Genomic DNA, 24863 nt, shown 5'->3' with positions numbered 1-24863 from the left:
GCACACGCGAAGGTGATGGTCATGTCACCAAACCGGACTAGCTTTGGCGATATTGGACCAGCACGTTGAAAGACCAACAAGGAGTGACCCGATGACCCTGAACATGACCCGCCGCGCCGCGCTGACCGGTGCCGCCGCCCTTCCGCTTGCTGCCGCTGCTTCGCCCTTGTTGGCAGGTGGACATGGCGGCAAGGCCCCCGCACCGCTCGCACGTAGTTTCAAATTGGGCGATATGTCCGTGACTACGCTGCTTGATGGCAGCGCCATGCGTGAAGGTCCAAAGGACATGTTCGGCAAGGCCGCATCGGATGACGAGTTCGCGCAACTGTCTGCCGAAAACTTCATTCCGTCAGACAGTGTGCAGTTCTATTTCACCCCTACCGTGATCGACACGGGCAGCGAACTCGTGCTGTTCGACACTGGTCTGGGCCAGGGCGGCATCGCAAAGGCGATGGCGCAGGCGGGTGTTTCGGCGGACGCCATCGATGTAGTAGTCATCACCCACATGCACCCCGACCACATTGGCGGCATGATGACCGACGGCGCCCCGACATTCCCCAACGCAAGATATGTGACGGCGGCGGCCGAATACAATTTCTGGTCCAAGATGGAGGCCGGGAATCGCGTGGGTGACATGGTCGCCAAACTGGTCACGCCTTTGGCCGAAAAGATGACCTTCCTAAACGATGGCGACAGTGTCGTGTCCGGCGTTACAGCCGTGGCCAGCCACGGCCACACGCCCGGTCACACCTGTTTCATGCTGGAAAGCGGCGGGCGTCAGTTGGTTTTGACGGCGGACCTGGCCAACCACTATGTCTGGAGCTTTGCGCGCCCCGACTGGGCCTTCAGCTTTGACGCCTCGCCCGAAGATGCCGCTGCCTCGCGACGTCGCGTTCTGGGAATGCTGGCCGCCGACAAGATCCCGATGATCGGTTATCACATGCCCTTCCCCGCCGCTGGCTACGTTGAAACCCGCGACGAAGGCTTTCGCTATGTGCCGGTCAGCTATCAGTTGATGGGTTAATCCAAGCGCGGTGGCCTGCCAGTTGGGCCACCCCCTCTTACACGTCCCAAGTACGCGCCAGAACGTCCAGCCAGTTCCGGTGACAGATCTTTTCGATCAGTTCCGCGCCAAATCCAGCATCCTGCATCGCGGACCTCAGAACACCCAGCCCGCTGGCGTCGCCAATGGTCTCTGGCACCATGGCGCCGTCAAAATCCGACCCAAGCGCCACGCCATTTTCACCCAAGATTCCCAGCATATGCTCCAGATGCCGGATCATCTCAGCCACCGGTGTTTCGGCAACCATGCGGCCATCCGCCCGCAACATGGCCGTGGCGTAGTTCAAGCCAACCACTCCACCACTTTCGGCGATGGCCTCAAGTTGCTTGTCCGTAAGATTACGGGAGTGGGGACAGATGGCGTGCACATTGGAATGTGTCGCTACAATGGGCGCATCTGTTGTGGACGCCAGATCCCAAAAACCAGCTTCGTTAAGATGAGACACATCCAGCATAATCCCCAACGTGTTGCAGCGGCGCACCAATCTGTGCCCCGCCTCTGTCAGGCCGCCGCCAGTGTCAGGTGTGGAGGGAAAGCGAAATGGCACCCCTTCGCCAAAAATTGTCGGGCGGCTCCAAACCGGACCCAAAGATCGCAGCCCCTCAGCGTGAAACGCATCCAGTTCGGCCAAGTCAGGCCCAATCGCTTCTGCGCCTTCCATATGAAGAACCGCGGCTATCGGGCCATTTTCAACACTCTCTTTGATCTGCGAGACATCTGTGCAAATCCTGACAAGACCATGTTGCTCTAACGTTTTGAGGATTTCGATCTGCTGCCAAGCAACGGGACCAGCATCGCCAGTTTTTATCTGCTCGGGCAAAGGCAGGTCATAGCCATGCCTCTGCATCAGTTCGACGATGCTTGCCCCATCGCCGCCAGAAGAGATGTAGACAGCGAAAAACCCCGCATTCAAACCGCCTGCCTTGGCCTTGGGCACGTCGATATGGCCATCCCATCCGGTTTCGAATGCTTTTGTGTAGTCGAGCGGAGAACGTGACAACATCCGGCTTAGGACATCGTTGTGACCATCGAAGATGTAAGAGTGCTGAACCTGCATGATGGGAAAAAGCCTCTGATCTACTAGCTGAACTGTAATAAGTTATTCCTAGCAAGTGACTGCGCGCAGGATCAACATGCACAGTCAAAACGTCAGTTTTCCAAGTGAAACTCGAAGAACTCACCTAAGCTTGGCTAGTAGCCCGGATCAGGGGCCACGCGGGCGCCATCGGTGAATCGCGACAGCCGGAATTCCCACGGGTCCACCAGCGGGGATGCCCCCGTCACCAAATCGGCCATCAGCTGCCCCGCTCCAGGGCCAATGCCAAAGCCGTGCCCAGAAAACCCAGTGGCGATATGCATACCCGGCAGATCTGCCACCTGCGAAATCACAGGGATCGCATCCGGCGTCACGTCTATCATCCCTGCCCAACTTTGCACGATCTCGGCGCTTTCCAAGGCGGGAAACGCTTTGCGTGCGCTGCTCCACGCGTTGCGCAGCACCTTCTCGGACGGTTCGGGATCCAGAATACGGCACTGCTCGAATGGGGTTACATCCGTTGGCGACCACCGGCGATCCTGCCGAGCCTCTTCCAGCCACTGCTTGGACAAACGAAACCTCAGCGAGCGCCACTCTTGTCGAAACGCTGGCAGGAATGACCAGGCCAACCGCAAACTATCCGGCACCAGATCCACGGTGTTTTCGTGACCCGAGGCGATAGAATACCCCCCATCAGCCCGTTTACGGATGGCGAATTTATCTGACCACAGCGCAACTTCGGGACCGTCTTTAACCGGTGATGTGCGCATGACCGTGTTCATAACCTTGAGTTGCGGCAGGTCGATCCCCGCGTTCCCGGCAAAAAGGCGCGACCACGCACCGCCAGCCAGGACCACCCGATCACAAGTCACACGACCGCGTTCAGTGATTACACCCGCCACTTTGCCACCTTGCACGTCAACCGACCGAACAGCGCAACCAGTCAAGATCGATGCCCCCCGGTCGCGTGCACCCTCGGCGATTGCAGGCGCCGCCCACTGGGGTTCGGCCCGTCCATCGCCAGGCATGTAAAGTCCGCCGGTCAAGCTCGTCCGGTGGCCCGCTAGCACATCGTCCAAATCAACGCCCCGCGCAATCCGGTCGCCCACCTGCAAGCCAGCCACATGCTCGGCCCACCGTTCCAACCCAGCAAGGTCGCGCTTACCGGACGCACCAAACACGATGCCCGATTGGGTATAGCCCGTCTTGCGCCCCAGCCGTTCATCCAGCCCATGCCACATGCGAATGGCCTCGACCATTAGGGGGATCTCACGCGGGTCGCGCATACCCAAACGGACCCAACCCCAATTGCGCGAGCTCTGCTCGGCCCCAATCTGCCCCTTTTCGCACAGCAGAACCGAAACGCCGCGATCCGCCAGTTCCAACGCCGTCGACACGCCAATGATGCCGCCGCCGATTACGACGACGTCGACCTTTTTCGGCACCGCAAGGTCCGAATAAAACTCTGTCAGGCGGGGTCCGGGCATGGCTGGAAATTCACTTCTGGCAACTCAAGCGATATGGGGGGCACCATGCCGCCGAGACAAGGTCTCCACGTATCTTACAAGAACTTCTTTCACAATACTGTGGTCTCAAGGACTCAGTCTGAGAGTTCGCCCCGGTCGCGCCACCGGTTTGCGATGGGATAGCGCCGGTCCAACCAGAACGCCCGGTGGCTTAGGCGCGCGCCAGGGGCGGATTGAAACCGCTTGTATTCGCTGATCAGCAGCAGATGCTCGATCTGGCGTGCCACGTCCAGGTCAATTCCGGCTGTGGTGCAATCGGCTATGGAACCGTCCTGATCGACCAGAATTTCCAGAATCGCGTCCAGCACAGGGTAATCCGGCAAGCTGTCACTGTCTTTCTGGTCCTCGCGCAACTCGGCACTTGGGGGTTTGTCGATAATGGACGGCAAGATCACCTGCCCGGCAGGACCGCACATCCAATCTCGGTGGGTCTTGTTGCGCCAACGACAGGTTTCGAACACGCGTGTTTTGTAGAGATCCTTGATCGGGTTGTAGCCGCCATTCATGTCCCCATAGATCGTTGCGTACCCCACCGCTACCTCGGATTTGTTGCCAGTGGTCAGCAGCATCTCACCGAACTTGTTCGAGATCGCCATAAGTAGCAGTCCCCGTAGACGGGACTGGATGTTTTCCTCGGTCAGGCCTGTTTCTGTTCCTGCGAAAAGTGGTCCGAGCGTACCGGTCACAGCCGCCCGGCTGTCGGCAATCGGAACCGTGTCATAACGCACACCCAATGCATCCACCACGGCGCGCGCATCATCCAGCGAGGCTTGGCTGGTGTATTCCGATGGCAGCATCACGCAGCGCACGTTGTCGGCTCCCAGGGCATCGACAGCAATGGTCGCGACCAGCGCGGAATCCACGCCACCCGATAGCCCTAGCAGTACTTTGAAAAAGCCGGTCTTGCGCATGTAGTCACGCAGCGCCTCGACCATGACGCGGTAATCCTGTTCGATCTCGGGTGGGTGACTGGCCTTGGCACCTTCGACAATTTGCCAACCATGATCCATGCGCTCTAGGTCAATGTGCGTGACCACTTCGTCAAAAACCGGCACTTGCACGGCCAGCGAACCGCCCGGGTTCAGCGCAAAACTGCCACCGTCAAAGACCTGATCGTCCTGCCCACCAACCATATTCAGATACATCAGCGGAAGCCCGGTTTCGACAACGCGCGATACCATGTGGCTGAGCCGAATGTCGTGCTTGCCGCGATAATAGGGCGAGCCGTTGGGCACGAGCAGAAACTCAGCGCCGGTTTCCTCCAGCGTTTCGGCGACATCCTCGTGCCAGGCATCTTCGCAAATGGGCGAGCCGACGCGCACACCATCAACCGAAAACGGCCCTGCCACCGGACCGGGTTCAAAAACGCGCGTCTCGTCAAACACGGCCTCGTTTGGCAGGTGGTGTTTCTGCACAACCGCGCTGACCTTTCCATTCTGCAAAATGACATAAGCGTTATATAGCTTACCGTCGATCACCCAGGGCGCGCCAATGGCAATTGCGGGACCATCAGCGCAGTCCGCCGCCAAGGCATGGACCTGATCCATCGCCGCCTTCTGGAACGCGGGTTTTAAAACCAGGTCTTGCGGGTTGTAGCCCGTGATGAACATCTCGGGCAGCGCCAACAGGTTCGCCCCGGCTGTGCGCGCGTCTTCCCAAGCCCGTTGCGCTAGAGCAGCGTTGTCGGCCAGATCGCCAACGGTGGGGTTGAGCTGCGCCAAGGTAATGCGGAAGCGGTCTGTCATCGGGTTCTCGTTTTCGCTGATGTTTCCTGCGATGTAGCAGATCATTAGCCAGTGGAAACCCTTCTGCGGCAAAAGGCGTTGCTCATCCGTGCGACCTGCCTTAATTTTACGTTGTCAGCCACAAGGTTGGCCGCAGATAGGGCAGGCAAAACACTCATGAACCAGATCCGCATCGCGACAATTGTTGTTTCTGCGTTGACCGTGACAACTTCGGTCTGGGCACAAGACCGCCAGGTTCTGACCACTCAGGACGCCATCGGAGGCGTGTACGAGGGGACGTTCCGCGGCGGCCTGCAGCATGGCACCGGCTCATACCGACTGCCCAACGGGTACGAATACACGGGCCAGTGGACCGACGGAGAGATCAAGGGCAACGGGATTGCGCGTTTTCCCAATGGCTCGGTCTATGAGGGCGAGTTTTCCAAGGGCAAACCCGAGGGCCTGGGCCGCATCACCTTTTCCGATGGCGGCACCTATGAAGGTGAATGGAAAGACGGCGTAATCAACGGTCAAGGCGTCGCGGTCTACGCCAACGGTGTTCGGTATGAGGGCAGCTTTCTGAATGCGCAGCACCACGGTACGGGCGTGATGCAAAGCCCAGGCGGCTATGTCTATGATGGCGATTGGATCGACGGGCAAAAGCAGGGTATGGGCAAAGTCACGTATCCCGACGGCGGATCGTATGAGGGCGAAATCCTGAATGGCCAGCGGCACGGACAAGGTAAACTGACACTGCCGGACGGATTAATCTATGTTGGCCTATGGGCAGATGGGCAAATCAGCGGTGAAGGCAAGCTGACCCAACCCAACGGCGACGTGTACGAGGGCGACCTGATCGCTGGTCGACGCGAAGGTAACGGCAAGGTCACGTATGCCAATGGCGATGTGTACGATGGCCAGTTCGCCGACGACCGTCGCGAAGGAACAGGAACGTTCACTGGTACGGACGGCTACGTCTATGCAGGCAATTGGGTCGCCGGTCAGATAGAAGGTCTAGGACAAGTCACCTACCCCGATGGTTCGATCTACGTGGGCAACTTCCGCGCCGATCTGGCGGACGGCGCGGGCAAGATCACATATACCAACGGCTCTACCTACGAGGGTGATTGGGTCGCTGGTGTGATCGAAGGTATTGGCACGGCCACCTACGCCAATGGCATCGTCTACAAAGGCGAATTCAAGAACGCCAAAAACGACGGCAAAGGGATCATGACCTATGCGGACGGATACCGTTACGACGGCGACTGGAAAGACGGCGTGCGCCACGGCCAAGGCACAGCGACCTACCCGGATGGCTCAGTCTACACTGGACAGTTCTTCAACGGTCAGCGCGAAGGCACCGGTGAAATTGCCATGGCCAGCGGGTTCAAGTACGAAGGGGCCTGGTCCGGTGGCAAGATCAGCGGTTATGGTGTCGCGACCTATGCCAACGGGGACGTGTATGAGGGCAACTTTCTGAACGGCAAACGTCAAGGCAAAGGCACAATGCGCTACGCCAGCGGGCAAGAGGAACAGGGCGATTGGGAAAACGGCGCGCTGAAATCCGATAACGCCTCGGACGGGTGATCCTCATGCCGGGCTGAGGCGCAGCAAGCGCCCGCGCAACGCCAACGCCGCCACGAACACCAGCACCAGCAGCGCCGTTGTCAGGATGGTGGTATCCAGCCCGATCAGATCGACGGATGCCCCCATGACAAACGTGCCTAATGTGGCCAGCCCCCAGAACGCCGTCTGTTCGACCGAGATCAGAACTCCGCGCGCCCTGGACGGGCAATTGTAGATGTATTTGCCATAGACCATCGCTTTGCCAACCTTGACGCTGCCAAGGACCATCACGACAAGGCAAAGTGCGGGAAAACTGCCCACCAACGTCAGCGTGGTCAGCATCACGGCGTAGCCACCCCACACTACAAGCGACACCAACCCCGGCTTTAGAATGCGCCTGGAATGGCGGCCCGCAATGGCGGTGGCCGAGATCGCCCCGATCCAACTGGCGATGTTCACCAATGCGATCAGATCACCGTATTCGGGAAAGCGCTCCCGCAGGGTCAGCGGCCACAGGATGTAGCCGGTTGGCACGATCAGCAACCCTAGCATGGCGCTAGACAGCAGGATGTCAAAGTTCTCAGGGCAGTTGCGATAGTGCTGCCAGATCCGCGACCAGGGTGGCCCCTCTCCCGTTGGATGGACCTGCGGTTGCGCCCTGTTTTGGCGCAGATGTTTGCGCAAAAAGGCAACGCTCAGCAGCATCAGCACACCGTTGACGACAAACCCACCAAACGCCGCCAGCATCGGCAGCAGCAACCCGGTGATCGTGCCGCTCAGCTTGGCCAGATTGTGCGCCGTGGCCGCCAACAACCCGTTCTCATGCGCGGTTCCCGGCCCCGCTTCGGGGATGAACGTGTCGATGGCGGGATTAGACACCGCACTGACAACACCCGCGGCCACGCAATAGGCAAAGAACAGCACCGGCACAAAGCCAACCATGTGATCGACCGCGCCGTATCCGATCAAGAGCACGCCAAAGAGTGTGGTCGAGCCAATGTAGCTCACCCCTGCCCCGATGCGATCGGTCAGCATCCCGCCTGCAATCGTGAACACCAAAAACGGTGACAAGACCAGCGCCTGAAAAAAGCCGATTTCGATGGCGGACAATCCCGCATGAAAAGTCATGTACCAGGTGAACAGAACCGTCTGCAGCCCTTCACCCCAATGCCAGAACCCATAGGCGAGAAAGAATGGGCTGCGGAACATGATGTCTCCTTTATCTGAATTCTCAGATACGATATGATTCCTTATCATAATTCTTGATCTAAAATTAAGATGAGTCAATGACGGATACCTCGCTCCGCCAAACAACGCCCATCATCGGCGCCCGCATGCGCGAACTGCGCAAGGCGCGCGGCCTGACCCTGAAACAGCTGGCCGGTGAAACTGGCCTGTCGGTCGGATACCTCAGTCAGCTGGAACGGCAGGACGCCGATCCCTCGATCCGCGCGCTCAACGTGATCGGCAAGGCGCTTGGGGTGGGTATCAACTGGTTCTTTCCCGATCCCGCAACCGAAGAAGACCCCGAAGCCGACCTGATCGTGCGCGCGGACCGCAGGCGGGCCCTCAGGTTCTCATCGGGCTTGAAAGACGAACTGCTCAGCCCCTCTCTGTCAGGTCAGCTAGAACTGGTGCTGACCACATTCGAACCCGGTGCCAGCTCGGGCGAGGAACTGTTTTCGCACAAAGGGGAAGAGGCCGGATATGTTGCCGAAGGGCAGTTGGAGGTGACGGTGGACGATCAGGTCTATCTGCTGGGTCCCGGTGACACGATCCAGTTCGCTTCGACCCGCCCGCATCGCTATCACAACCCCGGCCCCGACAAGACGGTGCTGGTCTGGGCGGTCACGCCGCCGCACTATTGACCCTGTGTCACCAGGAGATCGGCTTGCCGGCCCAATCAAAGAACCCGCCGGTGTCCCCCTGTGCCAGCCCGTCAATGACCCCCAGCACGTTCTGGGCAGCCGCGCCGGGCGCGACAGCAGGATGACGGCCGAGGTATTTCTCGGTGAACGCGGTGGCCACCGTGCCGGGATGCAGGCTGACGCAAATCGATTGCTTGTGCGTGCGAGACAGCTCAATGGCCGCTGTGTGCACGATCTGGTTCACCGCTGCCTTGGCCGCGCGGTAACTTATCCAGCCGCCCAAATGGTTGTCGCCGATGGACCCCACCCGCGCGGACAACACAGCGACCACCACCCGCCGTTCGCGTGGCATCAAGCGTGCCGCGTGCCGCAGGACCAGAGCAGGCCCCACCGCGTTTACCGCAAATTGATTCATCATCGCTTGTGCGGTCACCGCGCGAATCGACTTTTCCGGAGCAGCGCCATCAACCTCCAACGCGCCCGAAGCCACAAGGATCAGATCAAAGGGCCCCTCAACACTGCCCAGAATGCGCTCCACCGCCTCTGGGTCAGTCAGATCCAACCCATCTATAGATCGTGACAGCCCCGCGACCGATACGCCTCGTGCCTCCAACTCCGCGACAAGCGCGCGCCCGATGCCGCCAGTCGCCCCAATGATCAACGCTTTTTCCATAACCGCCGACCTAGCGGGCCAAAGCGCGACTTCAATCTGCTTCTCGTTTCAAATACGGAAATTTCACAGCATTGGCCGGGCCCGCCCGGTCTGCGCATTTTACCCTTTTCATTCCAAAATCGGCCTGTATAAACTTTCCTCATGATCAACCGCGCACATACCTCGACCTTCACCGCTGAAAGCGGTGCGTCGCTGCGTGGCCTACTGATCCTAATCCGCCTCTGAGCGTGCCATCCGGCGCGCCCGCTCAGAGGAGGCAGCCCGCGCGCCAAATGGCTTTAGGACAGATACGAGAGATACCAAAATGACCAATATTCCTGACCAAGATCGCGTCGTGATCTTTGACACCACGCTTCGTGACGGCGAACAAAGCCCTGGCGCGACCATGACCCATTCCGAAAAGCTCGAAATCGCGGGCCTGCTGGATGAGATGGGCGTCGACATCATCGAAGCAGGTTTCCCGATCGCCTCAGAAGGTGATTTCAAGGCCGTGTCCGAGATCGCGATAAATTCGAAGAGCAGTCGCATTTGCGGTCTGGCCCGCGCGAATTTCGCCGACATCGACCGCTGCTGGGAGGCGGTGAAGCATGCCGAAAAGAACCGCATCCACACCTTCATCGGCACCTCGCCCCTGCACCGCGCCATCCCGAACCTGTCCATGGACGAGATGGCCGACAAGATCCACGAGACCGTCACTCATGCCCGCAACCTGTGCGAAAACGTGCAGTGGTCGCCGATGGACGCGACCCGCACGGAATGGGATTACCTGTGCCGCGTGGTCGAGATTGCGATCAAGGCAGGTGCCACGACCATCAACATCCCCGACACCGTGGGCTACACCGCGCCTGTTGAATCCGCCGATCTGATCCGCAACCTGATCGAAACGGTTCCCGGCGCGGACGAGGTAATTTTTGCCACTCACTGCCACAACGATCTGGGCATGGCGACCGCGAACTCTCTGGCGGCTGTTGCCGGTGGTGCCCGTCAGATCGAATGCACCATCAACGGCCTGGGTGAACGCGCAGGCAACACCGCGCTCGAAGAGGTCGTAATGGCGCTGAAAGTGCGCAACGACATCATGCCCTGGCACACCGAAATCGACACCAAGAAGCTGATGCACATCTCGCGCCGCGTCGCGACTGTGTCGGGCTTTCCGGTGCAGTTCAACAAGGCCATCGTCGGCAAGAACGCCTTTGCCCATGAATCCGGCATCCACCAGGACGGCATGCTCAAGAACAAGGAAACGTTCGAGATCATGCGCCCCGAGGATGTGGGCCTTGCGGGCACCTCGCTGCCGCTTGGCAAACACTCGGGCCGGGCCGCGCTGCGCGACAAGTTGGAAACGCTTGGGTTTGAGGTGGGCGACAACCAGCTCAAGGACATCTTTGTTCGATTCAAGGAACTGGCTGACCGCAAGAAAGAAGTGTTCGATGACGACATCGTCGCATTGTTGCGCTCGGGCGAGGACGCCGAAAACGATCATTTGCAGCTGGTCTCGATGAAAGTCGTTTGCGGCACCGGTGGCCCTGCGGAATCCACGATTGAAATGGAAATTGACGGCAAGGACTTCAGCGCTACTGAAAGCGGTGACGGCCCGGTCGATGCGTCTTTCAAGGCGATCCGGGCTCTCCATCCCAACTCTGCGCGCCTGCAGCTGTATCAGGTGCACGCTGTGACCGCGGGGACCGACGCGCAAGCCACGGTGACCGTGCGCCTGGAAGAGGACGGCGTGATCGCCACGGGCGAATCCGCCAACACCGACACGGTAGTTGCCAGTGCGCGGGCCTATATCAACGCGCTCAACCGTCTGATCGTGCGCCGCGAGAAGTCAGGGCCGGGCGTGGACACCCGCGAAATCTCGTACAAAGACGCGACCTGAAACGGTCACTCCGGACAAACACAAAAAGGGCGGCTCGCTGGGGCCGCCCTTTCTTAGTCTGGACAGATTTATTGCCAGTAATAAATCGCCAGGTCGACCTTTCCTGGTTCAACCAACGAGTATTCGAACACCGGATCGCTATACAGGTCGTTTGATCCTGAAATGGCATAGCCTTCTGTCGGCAGATGGGTCTCGTCATAGTTTAACTCATAGTCACCGTTTTCATCATGGATGGCTACGATGGCGTAGTAGGTGTTGTTGAGATCAGGGAAATCCAGCCGCTGCGAAAAAGTGCTGGCGGGCACCTCAAGGTAGCCGACAGTGTTTTGGTAATCCATGTTCGTAAATGGCCCGGCTTGATCGAACACCATGACGATCAGATTGCCGGTGTCATTGCGCGCGCCGTGCAGGTTGACGCTCAGGCCCTCGTCCGAGGTTGCGCCAGTGGCCGACACCGAAGCGTCGGGCAGATCGATCGAAAACCCCGAGGCGACCCACGCACCGCCCACAAACAGGGCGACTGTCGCCACGGCGGCGGTGATGCGTTGTACGTTGGTTGGCATCTGTGCGGTCCTTAAGGCTTATTCTGCAGGCGGTGTGTCTTTGCGGGTCTTGGGCTGCCAGCCCGGTGGACCAAAAAGGACACCCAGCTTGTTCATGACCCCCGGCATGTTCCAGACATCTGCCGCAAGGCGTTTGAATCCGTGAAAGAACGCCACAAAAGGGTTGATCGATTCGATGGGTTTGACCAGGCCGTAAACCACCTCTTCTTCTTCCTCTTCAAAGGTGCCGAACATGCGGTCCCAGATTATGAAGATCCCGGCATAGTTCTTATCCAGATACTTACGGTTCGACCCATGGTGCACTCGGTGATGCGACGGAGTATTCATGATCAGCTCGATGGGCTTCCAGAACTTGCCGATCACCTCGGTGTGCAGCGCGGTCTGATAGAGCTGCACCAATAGTTCCACTACCAGGATCAGAACCGGGTTGAAGCCCAGCAAAACCAGCGGCAGATGGAAGAACAACGGCCAAAAGCCATCCAGCGGGCCATGGCGATAGGCCACAGAGATATTAAAGAAGGGGGAACTGTGATGCACGGAATGTGTAGCCCACAGAAAATTGATCCGATGCAGGATTCGGTGCTCCCAATAGTAGGCCAGGTCCGCCAACACCAAAGCGATCAGGACTGAGGCCCAAGTGGTCGGGATCTCGAACACAGCAAATTGTGCAGCATAGAAATATGCACCCACATAAAACGCAGCCATACCAAAGAAAGTAATGCCGATGAAGAATGCCAACGTGATGAAGTTGGTTGCAGTGTCTCCAACCATTTGCCAGTTCAGCCGCTTGATCACAGCGTAGCGGATCAGCTCAAACGCCAAGAAGACCAGAGCGAAGACCAGAAACCATTCGTCGATCAACGTTTCCCAATGTGTCAGTTGAAAGTCACTGATGTATTGGCTCAGGAAGTCCATAGAGTGCCTCGTTCGTCAGATATGTATTTATAGTCATTTTCGACAATTTATCTAATGAACGTTACCTGCGTTTCAATAGTAAAGATGAATGAAAAGAAAAAAGTGCTCAATCACGTGGTCGATTGGGGCAGATTTGCCCGCTCGCGTTCTGCAGCGGCGCTCGCGAATCTAACACATCCCAGAGAAACAGGCTTGGAATTGGCGGAAACGCGCTGTTTCCTTTGATTCTGCACTTTCACCCTCACCTTGGGACGCCTATAAGATCATCGTCCCGCACTGTCAGAGTCGCGGAACCAATCAGCAGCTCTCAGCAGGATCACACGTATATGTCAGTGTTTGGAAATCTCGGCGGCTTGTTCACATCGGACATGGCGATTGACCTCGGCACTGCAAACACATTGGTCTATGTAAAAGGACGCGGTGTCATCCTGTCGGAACCGTCCGTGGTGGCCTATCACGTCAAGGATGGCGTGAAAAAGGTACTGGCCGTAGGCGAAGATGCAAAGCTGATGCTGGGCCGGACACCTGGCAGCATCGAGGCAATCCGCCCTATGCGCGAAGGCGTGATCGCAGACTTTGACACTGCCGAAGAGATGATCAAGCACTTCATCCGCAAGGTGCACAAGCGCTCGACCTTTTCAAAGCCGAAGATCATCGTATGTGTGCCCCACGGGGCAACCCCGGTTGAAAAACGCGCTATTCGTCAGTCGGTTCTGTCCGCTGGCGCCCGTCGCGCGGGCCTGATCTCGGAACCCATCGCGGCGGCAATTGGCGCAGGCATGCCGATCACTGACCCTACGGGCAACATGGTTGTCGACATCGGCGGCGGCACCACCGAGGTGGCCGTGCTGTCGCTTGGTGACATTGTGTATGCCCGTTCGGTTCGCGTCGGCGGCGACCGCATGGACGAGGCGATCATCAGCTATCTGCGTCGCCAGCAGAACCTGTTTGTGGGTGAAGCCACGGCTGAACGCATCAAGACATCCATCGGCACCGCCCGCATGCCCGACGACGGGCGCGGTCAGTCGATGCACATCCGGGGACGCGATCTGTTGAACGGCGTGCCCAAAGAAATCGAAATCAGCCAGGCCCAAGTGGCCGAGGCCTTGGCCGAACCGGTGCAGCAAATCTGTGAAGCAGTGATGACCGCGCTGGAAACCACCCCGCCCGACCTGGCCGCCGACATTGTCGACCGTGGTGTCATGCTGACCGGCGGTGGGGCCCTTCTGGGTGACCTGGATCTTGCACTGCGCGAGTCCACCGGTCTGGCCGTGTCAATCGCTGACGAAAGCTTGAACTGCGTGGCCCTAGGCACCGGCAAGGCGCTCGAGTACGAAAAGCAACTGCGCCACGCGATTGACTACGACAGCTAAGGGGCGCACCCTTTAGGGCACTGCACGGCGCATCGGCTCTAATCCGGGATCAAACCTGACCGCGCGCCGAAAGGGAGTCTCGTGGCCAAGGATCGTTCACAGCGCGAAGACTATACCGCCCCGCTGCGCAGGTTGCTGCTTGGGGCTTTGCTGTTGTGCCTGCTTGGTATCTTCTTGGTTTGGCGCATCGACAGCCCACGTGTCGAACGGTTCCGCGCCCAGGTCACCGATAAGGTCGTGCCCTCGATGGAATGGGCCATGGTGCCTGTGACGGCCACGGTCAATCTGTTCCGTGATTTCCAAAGCTATCAACGCCTGAGCGAACAAAACCGCGAGCTGCGTAGCGAGCTGCGCCAGATGCGTGCCTGGAAAGAGGCGGCGCTGCAGCTGGAGCAGGAAAACGCGCGCCTGCTGGACCTCAACAACGTGCGCCTTGATCCGCAGCTGACCTATGTGACGGGCGTCGTAATGGCCGACAGCGGTTCCCCATTCCGGCAATCGGTGCTGCTGAACGTGGGCGCGCGCGACGGTATCGTCGACGGGTGGGCCGCGATGGATGGCATCGGGCTGGTGGGCCGCATCTCTGGCGTGGGCCAGAACACAGCCCGGGTCATCCTGCTGACTGACGCGGCCAGCTCGATCCCCGCGACGATCCAGCCTTCTGGGCAAACAACGTTAATTGCCGGCGACAATACCGCAGCACCAGTATTGGATTTTCTGGAAAACCGTGAGCTTGTACGTCCCGGCGACCGAGTTATCACATCTGGCGACGGCGGCGTGTTCCCTGCCGGATTGCTGATCGGTCAAATTGCTCAAGACCCCTCGGGCCGTTTGCGGGTGCGTTTGTCTGCTGATTATGAGCGTCTGGAATTCCTGCGCGTCATCAGGCATTTGGGTCACGAACAGATCGAAACCCCCGGCGACATTGTTACGACCACCCCGGTCGAGAATGGCGAGGCCCAAGTGGTCGAAGACGAGGAGGCGGCTGATGGATAGCCTGTCGACCTCTCGCATCTGGACCATGCGCCTGCTGTACGTGGGTTTGGCGCTGATCATCCTTTTCGTTCACCTATTGCCGCTGGATACCATACCCAGACGGTGGGCCCCGCCCGATCTGCTGATCTCGTTGACTTTTGCTTGGTCGCTGAGACGCCCGGACTTTGTGCCGGTTCTGCTGATCGCTTTTGTCCTGTTGATCGCAGATTTCATGCTGCAACGCCCCCCCGGTCTGCTATCCGCCCTCGTCGTGGCCGGGGCAGCGTATTTGCGCAACTGGTCTGTGGGGCTAAGCGATGCCAGTTTTCTGGGTGAATGGGCATCCGTCGGGTTGGTACTCGTGTCGATCATGGTTCTGAATCGTACGATCCTGGGTCTGACCGCTGTTGAACAGGCTCCACTATGGCTGGTGCTGGTCCAGCTTGTCCTGACGATCGTGATCTACCCGCTGGTGGCGCTTATCAGCCAAAGCCTGTTTGGCGTGCGCAAACTGACCCCTGCAGACGTCGATATCCTGGGAGGTCGGTCATGAAGCGTCCGCCCCGCGACGTCGAAGGCGCCCATCGCAAGCTATCCCGCCGGGCGCTGTTGCTTGGTGGAATGCAGGCCGCGTTTATCGGCGGGCTGGCTATGCGCATGCGCTACATGCAGGTAGATCAGGCCGATCAGTTCCGTCTTCTGGCCGAAGAAAATCGCGTCAACATCCGCCTGATCCCACCCACCCGGGGCGAAGTTTTTGATCGCAACGGCGCAATCCTGGGTCAGAATATCCCGCTGTATCGCATCATCATCGTGCGTGAGGATGCCGGTGACCTGGACAAGGTAATTGGTGATCTGTCCAAACTGGTGGCGCTGGATCCTGAAGACGTAGAGCGCGCCCGTACCGAGATGCGTCGCTCGCCGCCCTTCCTGCCTATTACACTGGCTGAACGTGTCACCTGGGACGATATCTCCAAGGTTGCGGTCAACGCCCCAGCCCTACCTGGAATAACTCCCGAAGTCGGCCTGACGCGCGTTTATCCGCAAGGTCCTGATTTCGCTCATGTCCTGGGCTATGTTGGCCCAGTTAGCGACTATGACCTGAGCCAGATCGACGACCCCGAACCGGTGTTGCGCATCCCGCGCTTTCAGATTGGTAAGGTCGGTGTCGAAGCAAAGCGCGAAAGGCAATTGCGCGGCAAGGCTGGCGCCAAACGAGTCGAAGTCAACGCCACGGGACGGGTCATGCGCGAATTGGATCGTCGCGAAGGGCAACAGGGCGCAGACCTGCAGCTCTCGGTCGATGCCACTCTGCAAGAATATGTGCAGGCTCGACTGGGCAACGAAAGCGCCAGCGCCGTAGTCATCGACTGCGAAACCGGCGATCTTCGTGCGATCTCTTCGGCGCCGTCGTTTGATCCCAACCTGTTTGTGCGAGGTATCTCGGTTGCCGATTACCGGTCGCTGACCGAAGACCCATATCGCCCGCTGGCCAATAAATCAGTCCAAGGCACCTATCCGCCCGGCTCGACCTTCAAGATGATCACCGCGCTTGCCGCACTTGAGTCCGGAATCGTTGGCCCCGATGACACCGTCTATTGCCCTGGCTATCTGGAAGTAAGCAGCCGCAGATTCCACTGCTGGAAACGCGGGGGGCATGGACGTATTGATCTGCTTAATTCGCTCAAACGCAGCTGCGATGTCTATTACTATGACGTGGCGCTGAAAGTCGGGATCGACAGGATCTCGGCGATGGCTCAGAAGTTCGGACTGGGCGTGCGTCACGATCTGCCGATGTCTGCCGTGGCCAGCGGATTGGCACCCAACCGCGACTGGAAATCCCGTGTGCACGGGCAGGATTGGCTGGTGGGAGACACCGCCAATGCCTCTATTGGTCAGGGCTTTATGCTGGCTTCACCGTTGCAATTGGCGGTGATGACAGCACGGCTCGCTACGGGCCGCAGTGTGACGCCCCGGCTGGTCAAATCCATTGATGGCGTGGAACAGGCAACGGGCGCGGGGGAGACCATCGACGTCAATGAAAACAACCTGCGCAAACTGCGCCGCGCAATGTTCTCGGTCAGCAACGATCGGCGCGGCACGGCTTATGGCAGCCGAATCATCGACGATGCGTTTCGTTTGGCGGGCAAGACTGGCACCAGCCAAGTCCGCAACATCACCGCCGCCGAACGCGCAGCAGGCGTGATCCGCAACGCCGACTTGCCGTGGGAGCGCCGCGACCATGCGCTGTTTGTTTGCTTTGCCCCCTACGACGATCCGAAATATGCCGTCTCGGTCGTGGTTGAACACGGCGGCGGCGGCTCCAAGGCGGCCGCTCCGGTTGCTCGCGACATCATGTTGCAGGCTCTGTTTGGTGGCACACCACCGATAGAGGCATACCCCCGAAAGGATCGTGGGCGCATCGAGGCACAGCAAGAGCGCATGAAGCGCGAGCGCCGCCCCCGTGCCCGGACCGACGGAAAGGACCGCGCATGAGTTATCTCGAATACACGGTCAAATCCACGCCCACCGGCCTGCGCAAAGTGTTCTATATGAACTGGGCGCTGACCGTGCTGCTGATGAGCGTGGCTGGTGTCGGTTTCCTGATGCTCTATTCTGTTGCCGGCGGATCCTTCACCCCTTGGGCCGAACCGCAGATGAAACGGTTCGCGCTTGGCCTTGCTGTCATGATGTTTGTCGCGATGGTGCCAATATGGTTCTGGCGCAACATGGCTGTGGTGGCCTATCTGATATCTATTATCCTGTTGATTTCCGTGGAATTTTTCGGAACCGTGGGCATGGGGGCACAACGCTGGATCGACATCGGCTTCATGCGCCTGCAGCCCTCGGAACTGATGAAAATAACCTTGGTGATGCTACTGGCTGCTTATTATGACTGGCTCCCCGGCAATAAGACATCGCGCCCTTTTTGGGTTCTGATTCCTGTGATAATGATCCTGTTCCCGACCTTCCTGGTCCTGCGCCAACCGGATTTGGGCACGTCGATCCTGCTGATGGCTGCAGGTGGCGGGTTGATGTTTCTGGCCGGCGTGCATTGGGCATATTTTGCGGCCGTCATCGCAGCAGGCGTGGGACTTGTCACTGCCGTGTTTCAAAGCCGCGGAACCGAGTGGCAATTGCTCAAGAACTATCAATACCGTCGGATCGACACCTTCCTTGATCCGTCTTCCGATCCTTTGGGCGCGGGTTATCACATCACCCAATCCAAAATCGCGCTTGGATCAGGTGGCTGGACTGGGCGCGGGTTCATGCAAGGTACGCAGTCTCGGCTAAACTTCTTGCCCGAAAAACACACGGACTTCATCTTTACCACGCTGGCCGAGGAGTTCGGGTTTGTCGGCGGCTTTTCCTTGCTGGGCCTCTACAGTCTGATCATCCTCTTCTGCATTACTACGGCGCTTGCCACCAAAGACAGGTTTTCGTCCCTGGTCACCTTGGGGATTTCTATCAACTTCTTCCTGTTCTTTGCCGTGAACATGTCGATGGTCATGGGGCTGGCGCCGGTTGTGGGCGTCCCGCTTCCGATGGTCAGCTATGGCGGTTCGGCCATGCTGGTGCTGATGGTCGCATTCGGGCTGGTGCAAAGCGCGCATATTCACCGACCTCGCCTGGGATCCTGACACCATGACCACAAACATTCTGTTCGCCGCCAAGGCGGAACGCTGGACGACCTATGAGACACCTTTGACCAAGGCTCTGACTGGGGCTGGAATTGACTTTGACCTGCGCACCGAATTTGCGCCGGAAGAGGTAGACTATATCGTCTATGCCCCCAACAGCGACGTGCAGGACTTCACGCCTTACACTCGGTTGCGCGCAGTGCTGAACCTGTGGGCCGGGGTCGAAGGTGTGGTGGGCAACGAGACGCTCACAGTACCGCTGACCCGACTGGTGGATCACGGGCTGACCCAGGGCATGATCGAATGGGTGATGGGACACACGCTGCGCTATCATCTGGGGATCGACGGACATATTAACGGGCAAGATGGAATTTGGCGCAATGTGGCCCCGCCTCTGGCACAGGATCGCAAGGTCACTGTTCTGGGCCTGGGTGCTTTGGGGGCTGCGGTGGCGCAGGCTTTGGCCGGGTTGGGGTTCGATGTCACGGGATGGAGCCGGTCCCCCAAGGAGATCGACCGAATCCACTGTGAATGCGGGCCGCAGGGGCTGCAGGCAGCGCTATCAGAGGCCGATATTGTGGTGCTTTTGCTGCCGAACACGCCCGCGACCGAAAACACGCTGAACGCAGAATCGCTAGCGCTGATGCCGCGTGGCGCTTTCATCATCAACCCGGGTCGGGGGCCATTGATCGACGACGACGCTCTGTTGGTGGCACTGGACAGTGGCCAGATCGCCCATGCGACCCTGGATGTGTTCCGCATCGAGCCCCTGCCTGCCGATCACGCCTTTTGGGCGCATCCGCAGGTGACTGTGACGCCCCATATCGCGTCCGAGACCCGCGCCAGCACGGCCAGTCAGGTCATTGCTGAAAACATCCGCCGTGATCTGAACGGTGAGCCTTTGTTGCATGTTGTGGATCGGACACTCGGGTACTGACCCATTCGATCAGGTTCAGGGGTGCTCCCGCCCGTCGGCGATGCCCCTAGCGGGACACCTCCTCCCGTTGGGCCCGGCGCCGCGCTGACGCGCGGCGCGGTTGCGCTCGCGGCAGGTGTAGCCGCCGAACGCCATCCTGAGTTGACTCAGGCCGCGATCAGCCCGCGCCCTTTGAGAAGTGCCTCAACCCCGGGAAGTTTGCCGCGGAACGCCAAGTAGAGCTCTTCGGCCTCGCGCGAGCCGCCGGTGGAAAGGATGTGTTCTTCCAGAGCTTTGGCCCGTTCCGCGTCAAACGCCCCGCCTGCCTCCTCGAAAGCGGCAAAGGCATCAGCATCCATCACTTCGGACCACATGTAGCTGTAATAGGCCGAGCTGTAGCCGTCGCCTGCAAAAACATGGGCGAACTGCGGCGTCGCATGGCGCATGCCGATAGCCTGTGGCATACCGATCTTGTCCAACACGTCGGTCTGCTTGGCCATTGGATCAGCCGGTGCCGCACCATCGTGGAATTCCAAATCCACCAGAGCCGAAGCCACATATTCCACCGTCTGAAACCCCATGTCGAAGTTCGCAGCCTTTAGCACCTTGTCCAGCATCTCTTGCGGCATCGGCGCGCCTGTTTCAGCGTGGGTGGCAAATTCCGCCAACACCTCGGGGACTTCAAGCCAGTGCTCATAAAGCTGGCTGGGCAATTCCACAAAATCCCGCGCGACGGAGGTGCCCGAGATACTCTCGTAAGTCACATTCGACAGCATCTGATGCAGGGCGTGGCCGAATTCGTGGAACAGGGTGCGGGCATCGTCATAGGACAATAGCGCCGGATCGCCTTTGGCAAAGTTGCAGACGTTGATCACGATAGGCGCCTGCACCTTAGGGAACTTGGCCTGAGCGCGCATGGCACTGCACCAGGCGCCCGAGCGTTTGGACCCGCGGGCGAAGAAATCGCCGATGAACACCGCCACATGTTGGCCGTTCCGGGTGACCTCCCATGCGCGGCAGTCTTCGTGGTAGAGCGGGATGTCGAGCGGGGCAAATTCCAAACCGAACAGGCGGTTCGCACAGGCAAACGAGGCGTCGATCATGCGGTCGAGTTGCAGGTACGGCTTGAGCTCCGCCTCATCCAGATCATGCTCGGCCTTGCGCCGTTTTTCGGCGTAGTAGCGCCAATCCCAGGCCTCGAGCGGGCCGTTGATGCCATCGGACTGCATCATCTGGGTCATAGTTTCCGCATCCGCATTGGCCTGTGCCTTGGCCGGTTCCCAGACCTGCATCAGCAAATCGCGCACCCGATCCGGCGTGCGCGCCATTTCGGTTTCCAGCTTGTAGGTGGCGAAGTCGTCGTACCCCAGAAGGCGAGCGCGTTCCTCGCGCAGTTTCAGCGTCTCAGCCGCGATTTCGCGGTTGTCGGTTTCACCACCGTTGGCACCGCGCGCGACCCAGGCCTTATACGCCGTCTCGCGCAAGTCGCGACGGGGCGAGAATTGCAGGAAGGGCACGATGATCGAGCGGGACAGGGTCACGACAGGGCCGTCGGCACCTTTTTCCTCTCCGGCAGCGCGGGCAGCATCAACTACGAATTCAGGCAGGCCATTCAGATCGCCGTCGGTCAGTTCCATGAACCACCCACGCTCATCCGCAAGCAGGTTCTGCGTGAACGACGTGCCAAGGGTGGCCAGCCGGGCCTTGATCTCTCGCATGCGGGTGTCGTCAGCCCCTTCCAGAGCAGCACCAGCGCGGACAAAGCCTCGGTGGGACAGCATCAAAACGCGCGCTTGTTCAGATGTCAGATCCAAGTTGTCTTTGCGATCCCAAAGGTCGGCAACCCGGTGAAACAGCGTCTTGTTCGATGAAATCGCAGAGAAATGCGCCGCCAGTTTCGGAGAGAACGCGCGCTGCAGTTCCTCGCGCTTGGGATTGCTGTCAGCGCCCGCCACCGTGAAGAACACCGAGAGCACCTTGTCGAGATCCTCGCCTGCGGCCTCCATCGCACCGATGGTGTTGTCGAAATTGGGTGTTTCGGCGGTTTCTGCGATGGTCTGGATTTGCTCAAGGTGCGCGCTCAACGCTGCGTCCAAAGCAGGGGCAAAATCGTCATCGCTGATGGTATCGAAAGGCGCGATTTCAAAAGGGGTTTGCCAGGCGGCAAGGATCGGGTTGGTCATGGGTGTCTCCTTTGCGCTCAAGCTAGGTGCGCGCCTGCCGATGGTCCAGAGGGCGTGTCGCGATTTGGCGCGCTGTGTCGTGAAGCTTCTTGCCGTGGGTTCGAGACCACCCCACTGTGGCCGAAACACGGGAGATGAGAATGACGCAAAGAAACCGTCCAGTTGGCCCAATGACGCAAGCCATTCATGCAGGTGAAGGACCGGACCCGACGACGGGTGCATCTGCCCCACCGCTGCATATGTCATCGACATTTGTGACGGATCAAGTCGCAGGATTTTCGGCGCACGATCTGGAAAATGGGCCAGAGGGGTTTCTATATGCCAGATGGGATAACCCCACTGTGGCGATGCTGGAGAAGAAGATTGCCGCGATGCAGGGCACCGAGGCCTGTTTGTGCACCGCATCCGGCATGGCGGCGGCAACCGCGATCTTTCTGACGTTTCTGTCGGCAGGCGATCACCTGGTCGTCTCAGACGTGTCCTATGCCGGGGTCGCAGAGCTGGCGCGCGAGACTTTGCCACGATTGGGGATTGAGGTGAGTACCGTCAACATGTCCAATCTGGAGGCAGTGACAGCAGCGCTTCGGCCCAATACGCGGCTCATTCACACAGAAACACCGGTGAACCCGATCGGGCGACTGACGGATCTGGCAGCGGTGTCAAAGCTGGCACGGGACGCGGGTGCGTTGCACAGTTGTGATGCGACCTTTGCTTCACCTTTGGGATTGAATACGGCAGGTTTGGGCGTCGACCTGACAATGCATTCGATCACCAAATACATCGGCGGGCACGGGGACGCCGTTGGCGGGGCGATTGCGGGCCGTGCTGATCTGATCGCCAAGATGCGCGCCGAAGCGTCGATCCATCACGGCGGTATCCTTTCGCCCTTCAACGCGTGGCTGATTGCGCGCGGAGCCTCGACCTTGCCTCTGCGGATGAAAGCCCATCAGGCGGGCGCACAGACGGTGGCAGAATGGCTGGAGAGCCATCCATCGGTCACCCGCGTGATTTATCCGGGGCTTGCGTCACATCCACAAGCAGAACTGGCCGCTCGGCAGATGTCGAACACCTCGGGCATGATTTCGTTCCAGGTTGGGGACGCGGAGACGGGTCAACGGATCGCGCAGCAGATGATCGATCGGTTGCAGGTCATCCACTATGCTGTGTCGCTGGGTCACCACCGGTCGCTGGTCTTTTGGATGGAGACGGCTGGGTTAATGGAAACGTCATTCCGACTGAACGGGCCGCAACTTGACGCTTATCGCGCATTCGCCGGAGACGGGATTTTTCGTCTGTCGGTGGGGTTGGAAGACGCCGAGGATCTGATTGCCGACCTGGACATTGCATTGTCATAACCGGTGGCGCTCCCGCCCCCGCGCAGGCATCAAAGATGCCCGCTGGCGGGGTTGGGCCGGGCCGCGCGCCTGACGGCGCGCGGCGGTTGCATCACGTATCAGCCGCCCCGCAGATGGTGCAATCGTCTCGCTTGGACAGGGTGATTTTGCGGCTTTCGCCGTAAAGCGCATCGTAAATCAGCATTTCACCTTTGAGCACAGCACCGGCCCTCGTGATCAGCTTGACCGTCTCAACCGCCATCATTGATCCGACAACGCCCGGCAACGGGCCGATCACCCCAGCCTCGGAACAGGATGGTGCCAAACCAGGTGGTGGCGCCTCGGGGAAGATGCATTGATAGCATGGGCCGACATCGGCGGGGTGAAAAACGCTCAGTTGCCCTTCCCACTGCGCCAAAGCGCCGGAAACTAGGGGTTTGCCCAGTTTTACCGCCGTTTGATTAGCCAGATAGCGCGTCTCAAAGTTGTCGCTACCATCGAGGATCAGGTCGTACTCTGCAAAGAGCTCGGCAGCTATTTCCGCCGTCAAACGCCGATTGTAGGGGCGCACAGTGACGTTTGGGTTTTGGGCTTCCATGGCCAATTTGGCCGAGAACACCTTGGGCAAACCGATGTCCGCATCGCGGTGAATTACCTGCCGCTGGAGGTTGGCGTTTTCGACCACGTCATCGTCAATCACCCCGATGGTGCCGACACCAACCGCTGCAAGGTATTGCAATGCCGGAGCCCCCAGGCCACCTGCTCCGATGACAAGAACGCGGGCCTGTTTCAACCGTTTCTGCCCAGGCCCACCCAGTTCGCGCAACACGATGTGGCGGGCGTAACGTTCAAGCTCTGTGTCTGTGAAACTGCCTGCGGGTTTAGTCGGCTCTTCGGTTTTTTCGGGTAAGCTACGCGACCGAAGCCAACCAAGTATTCGGGAATATCCAGTGATCAGAACAACTGCGCCTGCCAGGATCAACCACAGCGCCGGGGACTGCCCAGTCGCATCGCGCACTGGGTGACCATCTGGCAGCACGAACTGCAGCAGCAACACCAATGCAAGCAAAGCGCCCATCAAGGTCAACCGTGCCTGACGGGATACCCCCATCATCATGCCGATGCCCCACAGCATCGCGGCCACTCCCAGAACCAAAAACATCAGCCGCGCCCAGTCGACCCGAAGCCGCCATCGCCGCGGTCAGTGGCGCTTAGCCCGTCCACCAGATCAAACTGGGCCTGCAACACCGGGGCCACGATCAGTTGGGCAATGCGCTCACCATGAGCAACCTCAAACGGCTCGGCCCCTGCGTTAAGCAGGATCACTCCCAGCGGGCCGCGATAATCACTGTCGATGGTTCCGGGGGTATTGGGCAGTGTGATTCCATGTTTCAACGCAAGGCCTGACCGCGGGCGCACTTGAACCTCATAGCCTGCCGGTATCTCGAGCCGCAGACCAGTAGGGATCAGAGCCCGGGCGCCGGGCGCAAGGGAGACGCCAGTTCTGTCTGCGAAATTGGCCCGCACATCGGCGCCAGCGGCCCCGGACGTTTCATAGCTGGGCAAGGCGATCTGCGGATCGCTGTTTTCGTCCCTGATGATCCGGATGGCTATCATACGCTGGCCTC

General features: G+C 59.2%; 21 protein-coding genes. 11 read left to right on the top strand and 10 right to left on the bottom strand.

Annotated elements, in window-relative coordinates:
* Positions 1-91: 91 nt before the first annotated feature.
* Positions 92-1024: an MBL fold metallo-hydrolase gene (locus G6R15_RS08840; protein ID WP_164659504.1), complete on the top strand. Its 933-nt coding sequence runs from the start codon at positions 92-94 to the stop codon at positions 1022-1024.
* Between the two features lie 37 nt (positions 1025-1061).
* Here G6R15_RS08840 and G6R15_RS08835 read toward each other — a convergent pair whose 3' ends face one another.
* The 3 genes from G6R15_RS08835 to G6R15_RS08825 all read right to left on the bottom strand — a co-directional run bounded on the left by G6R15_RS08835 (position 1062) and on the right by G6R15_RS08825 (position 5370).
* Positions 1062-2120, bottom strand: a complete 1059-nt coding sequence (locus tag G6R15_RS08835; protein WP_164659503.1) for a dipeptidase — start codon at positions 2118-2120, stop codon at positions 1062-1064.
* Positions 2121-2254: 134 nt separating this feature from the next.
* The gene (locus G6R15_RS08830; protein ID WP_164659502.1) at positions 2255-3586 is read right to left on the bottom strand and encodes an FAD-binding oxidoreductase; all 1332 of its coding nucleotides are present in this window, start codon (positions 3584-3586) and stop codon (positions 2255-2257) included.
* A gap of 113 nt (positions 3587-3699) precedes the next feature.
* A complete protein-coding gene (locus G6R15_RS08825; protein WP_164660250.1) occupies positions 3700-5370 on the bottom strand; it encodes an NAD+ synthase in 1671 nt (556 codons plus the stop codon).
* Between the two features lie 156 nt (positions 5371-5526).
* Between G6R15_RS08825 and G6R15_RS08820 the strand changes: the two genes are divergently transcribed.
* Entirely contained in the window at positions 5527-6936 is a 1410-nt protein-coding gene (locus tag G6R15_RS08820; protein WP_164659501.1) for an MORN repeat-containing protein, read from the top strand.
* A 3-nt stretch (positions 6937-6939) separates the two neighbouring features.
* On the opposite strand, the gene G6R15_RS08815 is transcribed toward G6R15_RS08820, so the two are convergent.
* Positions 6940-8124 carry an MFS transporter gene (locus G6R15_RS08815; RefSeq protein WP_164659500.1) on the bottom strand — a complete coding sequence of 395 codons (1185 nt, stop codon included), beginning with the start codon at positions 8122-8124 and terminating at the stop codon, positions 6940-6942.
* 77 nt (positions 8125-8201) lie between these two features.
* Here G6R15_RS08815 and G6R15_RS08810 point away from each other — a divergent pair, with 77 nt between their 5' ends.
* Positions 8202-8783 (top strand): cupin domain-containing protein, encoded by a 582-nt coding sequence (locus G6R15_RS08810; RefSeq protein WP_164659499.1) that lies wholly within the window; start codon positions 8202-8204, stop codon positions 8781-8783.
* A 7-nt stretch (positions 8784-8790) separates the two neighbouring features.
* Here G6R15_RS08810 and G6R15_RS08805 read toward each other — a convergent pair whose 3' ends face one another.
* A complete protein-coding gene (locus tag G6R15_RS08805) occupies positions 8791-9456 on the bottom strand; it encodes an SDR family NAD(P)-dependent oxidoreductase (protein ID WP_164659498.1) in 666 nt (221 codons plus the stop codon).
* A 304-nt stretch (positions 9457-9760) separates the two neighbouring features.
* Here G6R15_RS08805 and G6R15_RS08800 point away from each other — a divergent pair, with 304 nt between their 5' ends.
* Entirely contained in the window at positions 9761-11335 is a 1575-nt protein-coding gene (locus G6R15_RS08800) for a 2-isopropylmalate synthase (RefSeq protein ID WP_164659497.1), read from the top strand.
* 68 nt (positions 11336-11403) lie between these two features.
* On the opposite strand, the gene G6R15_RS08795 is transcribed toward G6R15_RS08800, so the two are convergent.
* Both G6R15_RS08795 and G6R15_RS08790 read right to left on the bottom strand, forming a co-directional pair.
* On the bottom strand, positions 11404-11898 hold the full coding sequence (locus G6R15_RS08795; protein WP_164659496.1) for a DUF2141 domain-containing protein: 495 nt from the start codon (positions 11896-11898) through the stop codon (positions 11404-11406).
* Positions 11899-11916: 18 nt separating this feature from the next.
* On the bottom strand, positions 11917-12813 hold the full coding sequence (locus tag G6R15_RS08790; protein ID WP_164659495.1) for a sterol desaturase family protein: 897 nt from the start codon (positions 12811-12813) through the stop codon (positions 11917-11919).
* A gap of 326 nt (positions 12814-13139) precedes the next feature.
* Between G6R15_RS08790 and G6R15_RS08785 the strand changes: the two genes are divergently transcribed.
* From G6R15_RS08785 to G6R15_RS08760, 6 genes are all read left to right on the top strand, one after another.
* A complete protein-coding gene (locus G6R15_RS08785; RefSeq protein ID WP_164659494.1) occupies positions 13140-14186 on the top strand; it encodes a rod shape-determining protein in 1047 nt (348 codons plus the stop codon).
* Between the two features lie 81 nt (positions 14187-14267).
* Positions 14268-15182, top strand: coding sequence for a rod shape-determining protein MreC (mreC, locus tag G6R15_RS08780; protein ID WP_164659493.1), 915 nt, complete (start codon positions 14268-14270; stop codon positions 15180-15182).
* On the top strand, positions 15175-15714 hold the full coding sequence (locus G6R15_RS08775) for a rod shape-determining protein MreD (protein ID WP_164659492.1): 540 nt from the start codon (positions 15175-15177) through the stop codon (positions 15712-15714). Before mreC ends, G6R15_RS08775 begins: the two co-directional genes overlap by 8 nt.
* The gene (mrdA, locus tag G6R15_RS08770; RefSeq protein WP_164659491.1) at positions 15711-17657 is read left to right on the top strand and encodes a penicillin-binding protein 2; all 1947 of its coding nucleotides are present in this window, start codon (positions 15711-15713) and stop codon (positions 17655-17657) included. Before G6R15_RS08775 ends, mrdA begins: the two co-directional genes overlap by 4 nt.
* Positions 17654-18802 carry a rod shape-determining protein RodA gene (rodA, locus tag G6R15_RS08765; RefSeq protein WP_164659490.1) on the top strand — a complete coding sequence of 383 codons (1149 nt, stop codon included), beginning with the start codon at positions 17654-17656 and terminating at the stop codon, positions 18800-18802. Before mrdA ends, rodA begins: the two co-directional genes overlap by 4 nt.
* Positions 18803-18806: 4 nt before the next feature.
* Positions 18807-19739, top strand: a complete 933-nt coding sequence (locus G6R15_RS08760; RefSeq protein WP_164659489.1) for a glyoxylate/hydroxypyruvate reductase A — start codon at positions 18807-18809, stop codon at positions 19737-19739.
* A 146-nt stretch (positions 19740-19885) separates the two neighbouring features.
* On the opposite strand, the gene G6R15_RS08755 is transcribed toward G6R15_RS08760, so the two are convergent.
* Positions 19886-21901: a M3 family metallopeptidase gene (locus tag G6R15_RS08755; RefSeq protein ID WP_164659488.1), complete on the bottom strand. Its 2016-nt coding sequence runs from the start codon at positions 21899-21901 to the stop codon at positions 19886-19888.
* Between the two features lie 140 nt (positions 21902-22041).
* On the opposite strand from G6R15_RS08755, the gene G6R15_RS08750 reads away from it, so the two are divergent.
* Complete coding sequence (locus G6R15_RS08750; protein ID WP_164659487.1) at positions 22042-23256, top strand: PLP-dependent aspartate aminotransferase family protein; 1215 nt, start codon at positions 22042-22044, stop codon at positions 23254-23256.
* Positions 23257-23347: 91 nt separating this feature from the next.
* Here G6R15_RS08750 and G6R15_RS08745 read toward each other — a convergent pair whose 3' ends face one another.
* Both G6R15_RS08745 and dut read right to left on the bottom strand, forming a co-directional pair.
* Positions 23348-24397 (bottom strand): molybdopterin-synthase adenylyltransferase MoeB, encoded by a 1050-nt coding sequence (locus G6R15_RS08745; protein ID WP_164659486.1) that lies wholly within the window; start codon positions 24395-24397, stop codon positions 23348-23350.
* Positions 24397-24852 (bottom strand): dUTP diphosphatase, encoded by a 456-nt coding sequence (gene dut / locus G6R15_RS08740; RefSeq protein ID WP_164659485.1) that lies wholly within the window; start codon positions 24850-24852, stop codon positions 24397-24399. Before dut ends, G6R15_RS08745 begins: the two co-directional genes overlap by 1 nt.
* Positions 24853-24863: the final 11 nt, after the last annotated feature.

This window comes from Tropicibacter sp. Alg240-R139 (assembly GCF_900537075.1).
GTDB lineage: Bacteria > Pseudomonadota > Alphaproteobacteria > Rhodobacterales > Rhodobacteraceae > Falsiruegeria.
Note: the sequence above shows the minus strand (reverse complement) of the source record. Positions and strands in the feature narration are given on the sequence as shown.

Excerpts from the sequence above, each read along its gene's own strand:
- G6R15_RS08835 (WP_164659503.1), bottom strand. The coding sequence starts at position 2,120 with ATGCAGGTTCAGCACTCTTACATCTTCGATGGTCACAACGATGTCCTA.
- G6R15_RS08825 (WP_164660250.1), bottom strand. The coding sequence starts at position 5,370 with ATGACAGACCGCTTCCGCATTACCTTGGCGCAGCTCAACCCCACCGTT.
- G6R15_RS08815 (WP_164659500.1), bottom strand. The coding sequence starts at position 8,124 with ATGTTCCGCAGCCCATTCTTTCTCGCCTATGGGTTCTGGCATTGGGGT.
- G6R15_RS08785 (WP_164659494.1), top strand. The coding sequence starts at position 13,140 with ATGTCAGTGTTTGGAAATCTCGGCGGCTTGTTCACATCGGACATGGCG.
- G6R15_RS08840 (WP_164659504.1), top strand. The coding sequence starts at position 92 with ATGACCCTGAACATGACCCGCCGCGCCGCGCTGACCGGTGCCGCCGCC.
- G6R15_RS08810 (WP_164659499.1), top strand. The coding sequence starts at position 8,202 with ATGACGGATACCTCGCTCCGCCAAACAACGCCCATCATCGGCGCCCGC.
- G6R15_RS08820 (WP_164659501.1), top strand. The coding sequence starts at position 5,527 with ATGAACCAGATCCGCATCGCGACAATTGTTGTTTCTGCGTTGACCGTG.
- G6R15_RS08760 (WP_164659489.1), top strand. The coding sequence starts at position 18,807 with ATGACCACAAACATTCTGTTCGCCGCCAAGGCGGAACGCTGGACGACC.
- G6R15_RS08805 (WP_164659498.1), bottom strand. The coding sequence starts at position 9,456 with ATGGAAAAAGCGTTGATCATTGGGGCGACTGGCGGCATCGGGCGCGCG.
- mrdA (WP_164659491.1), top strand. The coding sequence starts at position 15,711 with ATGAAGCGTCCGCCCCGCGACGTCGAAGGCGCCCATCGCAAGCTATCC.
- dut (WP_164659485.1), bottom strand. The coding sequence starts at position 24,852 with ATGATAGCCATCCGGATCATCAGGGACGAAAACAGCGATCCGCAGATC.
- G6R15_RS08795 (WP_164659496.1), bottom strand. The coding sequence starts at position 11,898 with ATGCCAACCAACGTACAACGCATCACCGCCGCCGTGGCGACAGTCGCC.
- G6R15_RS08800 (WP_164659497.1), top strand. The coding sequence starts at position 9,761 with ATGACCAATATTCCTGACCAAGATCGCGTCGTGATCTTTGACACCACG.
- G6R15_RS08790 (WP_164659495.1), bottom strand. The coding sequence starts at position 12,813 with ATGGACTTCCTGAGCCAATACATCAGTGACTTTCAACTGACACATTGG.
- G6R15_RS08750 (WP_164659487.1), top strand. The coding sequence starts at position 22,042 with ATGACGCAAAGAAACCGTCCAGTTGGCCCAATGACGCAAGCCATTCAT.
- G6R15_RS08775 (WP_164659492.1), top strand. The coding sequence starts at position 15,175 with ATGGATAGCCTGTCGACCTCTCGCATCTGGACCATGCGCCTGCTGTAC.
- G6R15_RS08830 (WP_164659502.1), bottom strand. The coding sequence starts at position 3,586 with ATGCCCGGACCCCGCCTGACAGAGTTTTATTCGGACCTTGCGGTGCCG.
- rodA (WP_164659490.1), top strand. The coding sequence starts at position 17,654 with ATGAGTTATCTCGAATACACGGTCAAATCCACGCCCACCGGCCTGCGC.
- G6R15_RS08745 (WP_164659486.1), bottom strand. The coding sequence starts at position 24,397 with ATGTTTTTGGTTCTGGGAGTGGCCGCGATGCTGTGGGGCATCGGCATG.
- G6R15_RS08755 (WP_164659488.1), bottom strand. The coding sequence starts at position 21,901 with ATGACCAACCCGATCCTTGCCGCCTGGCAAACCCCTTTTGAAATCGCG.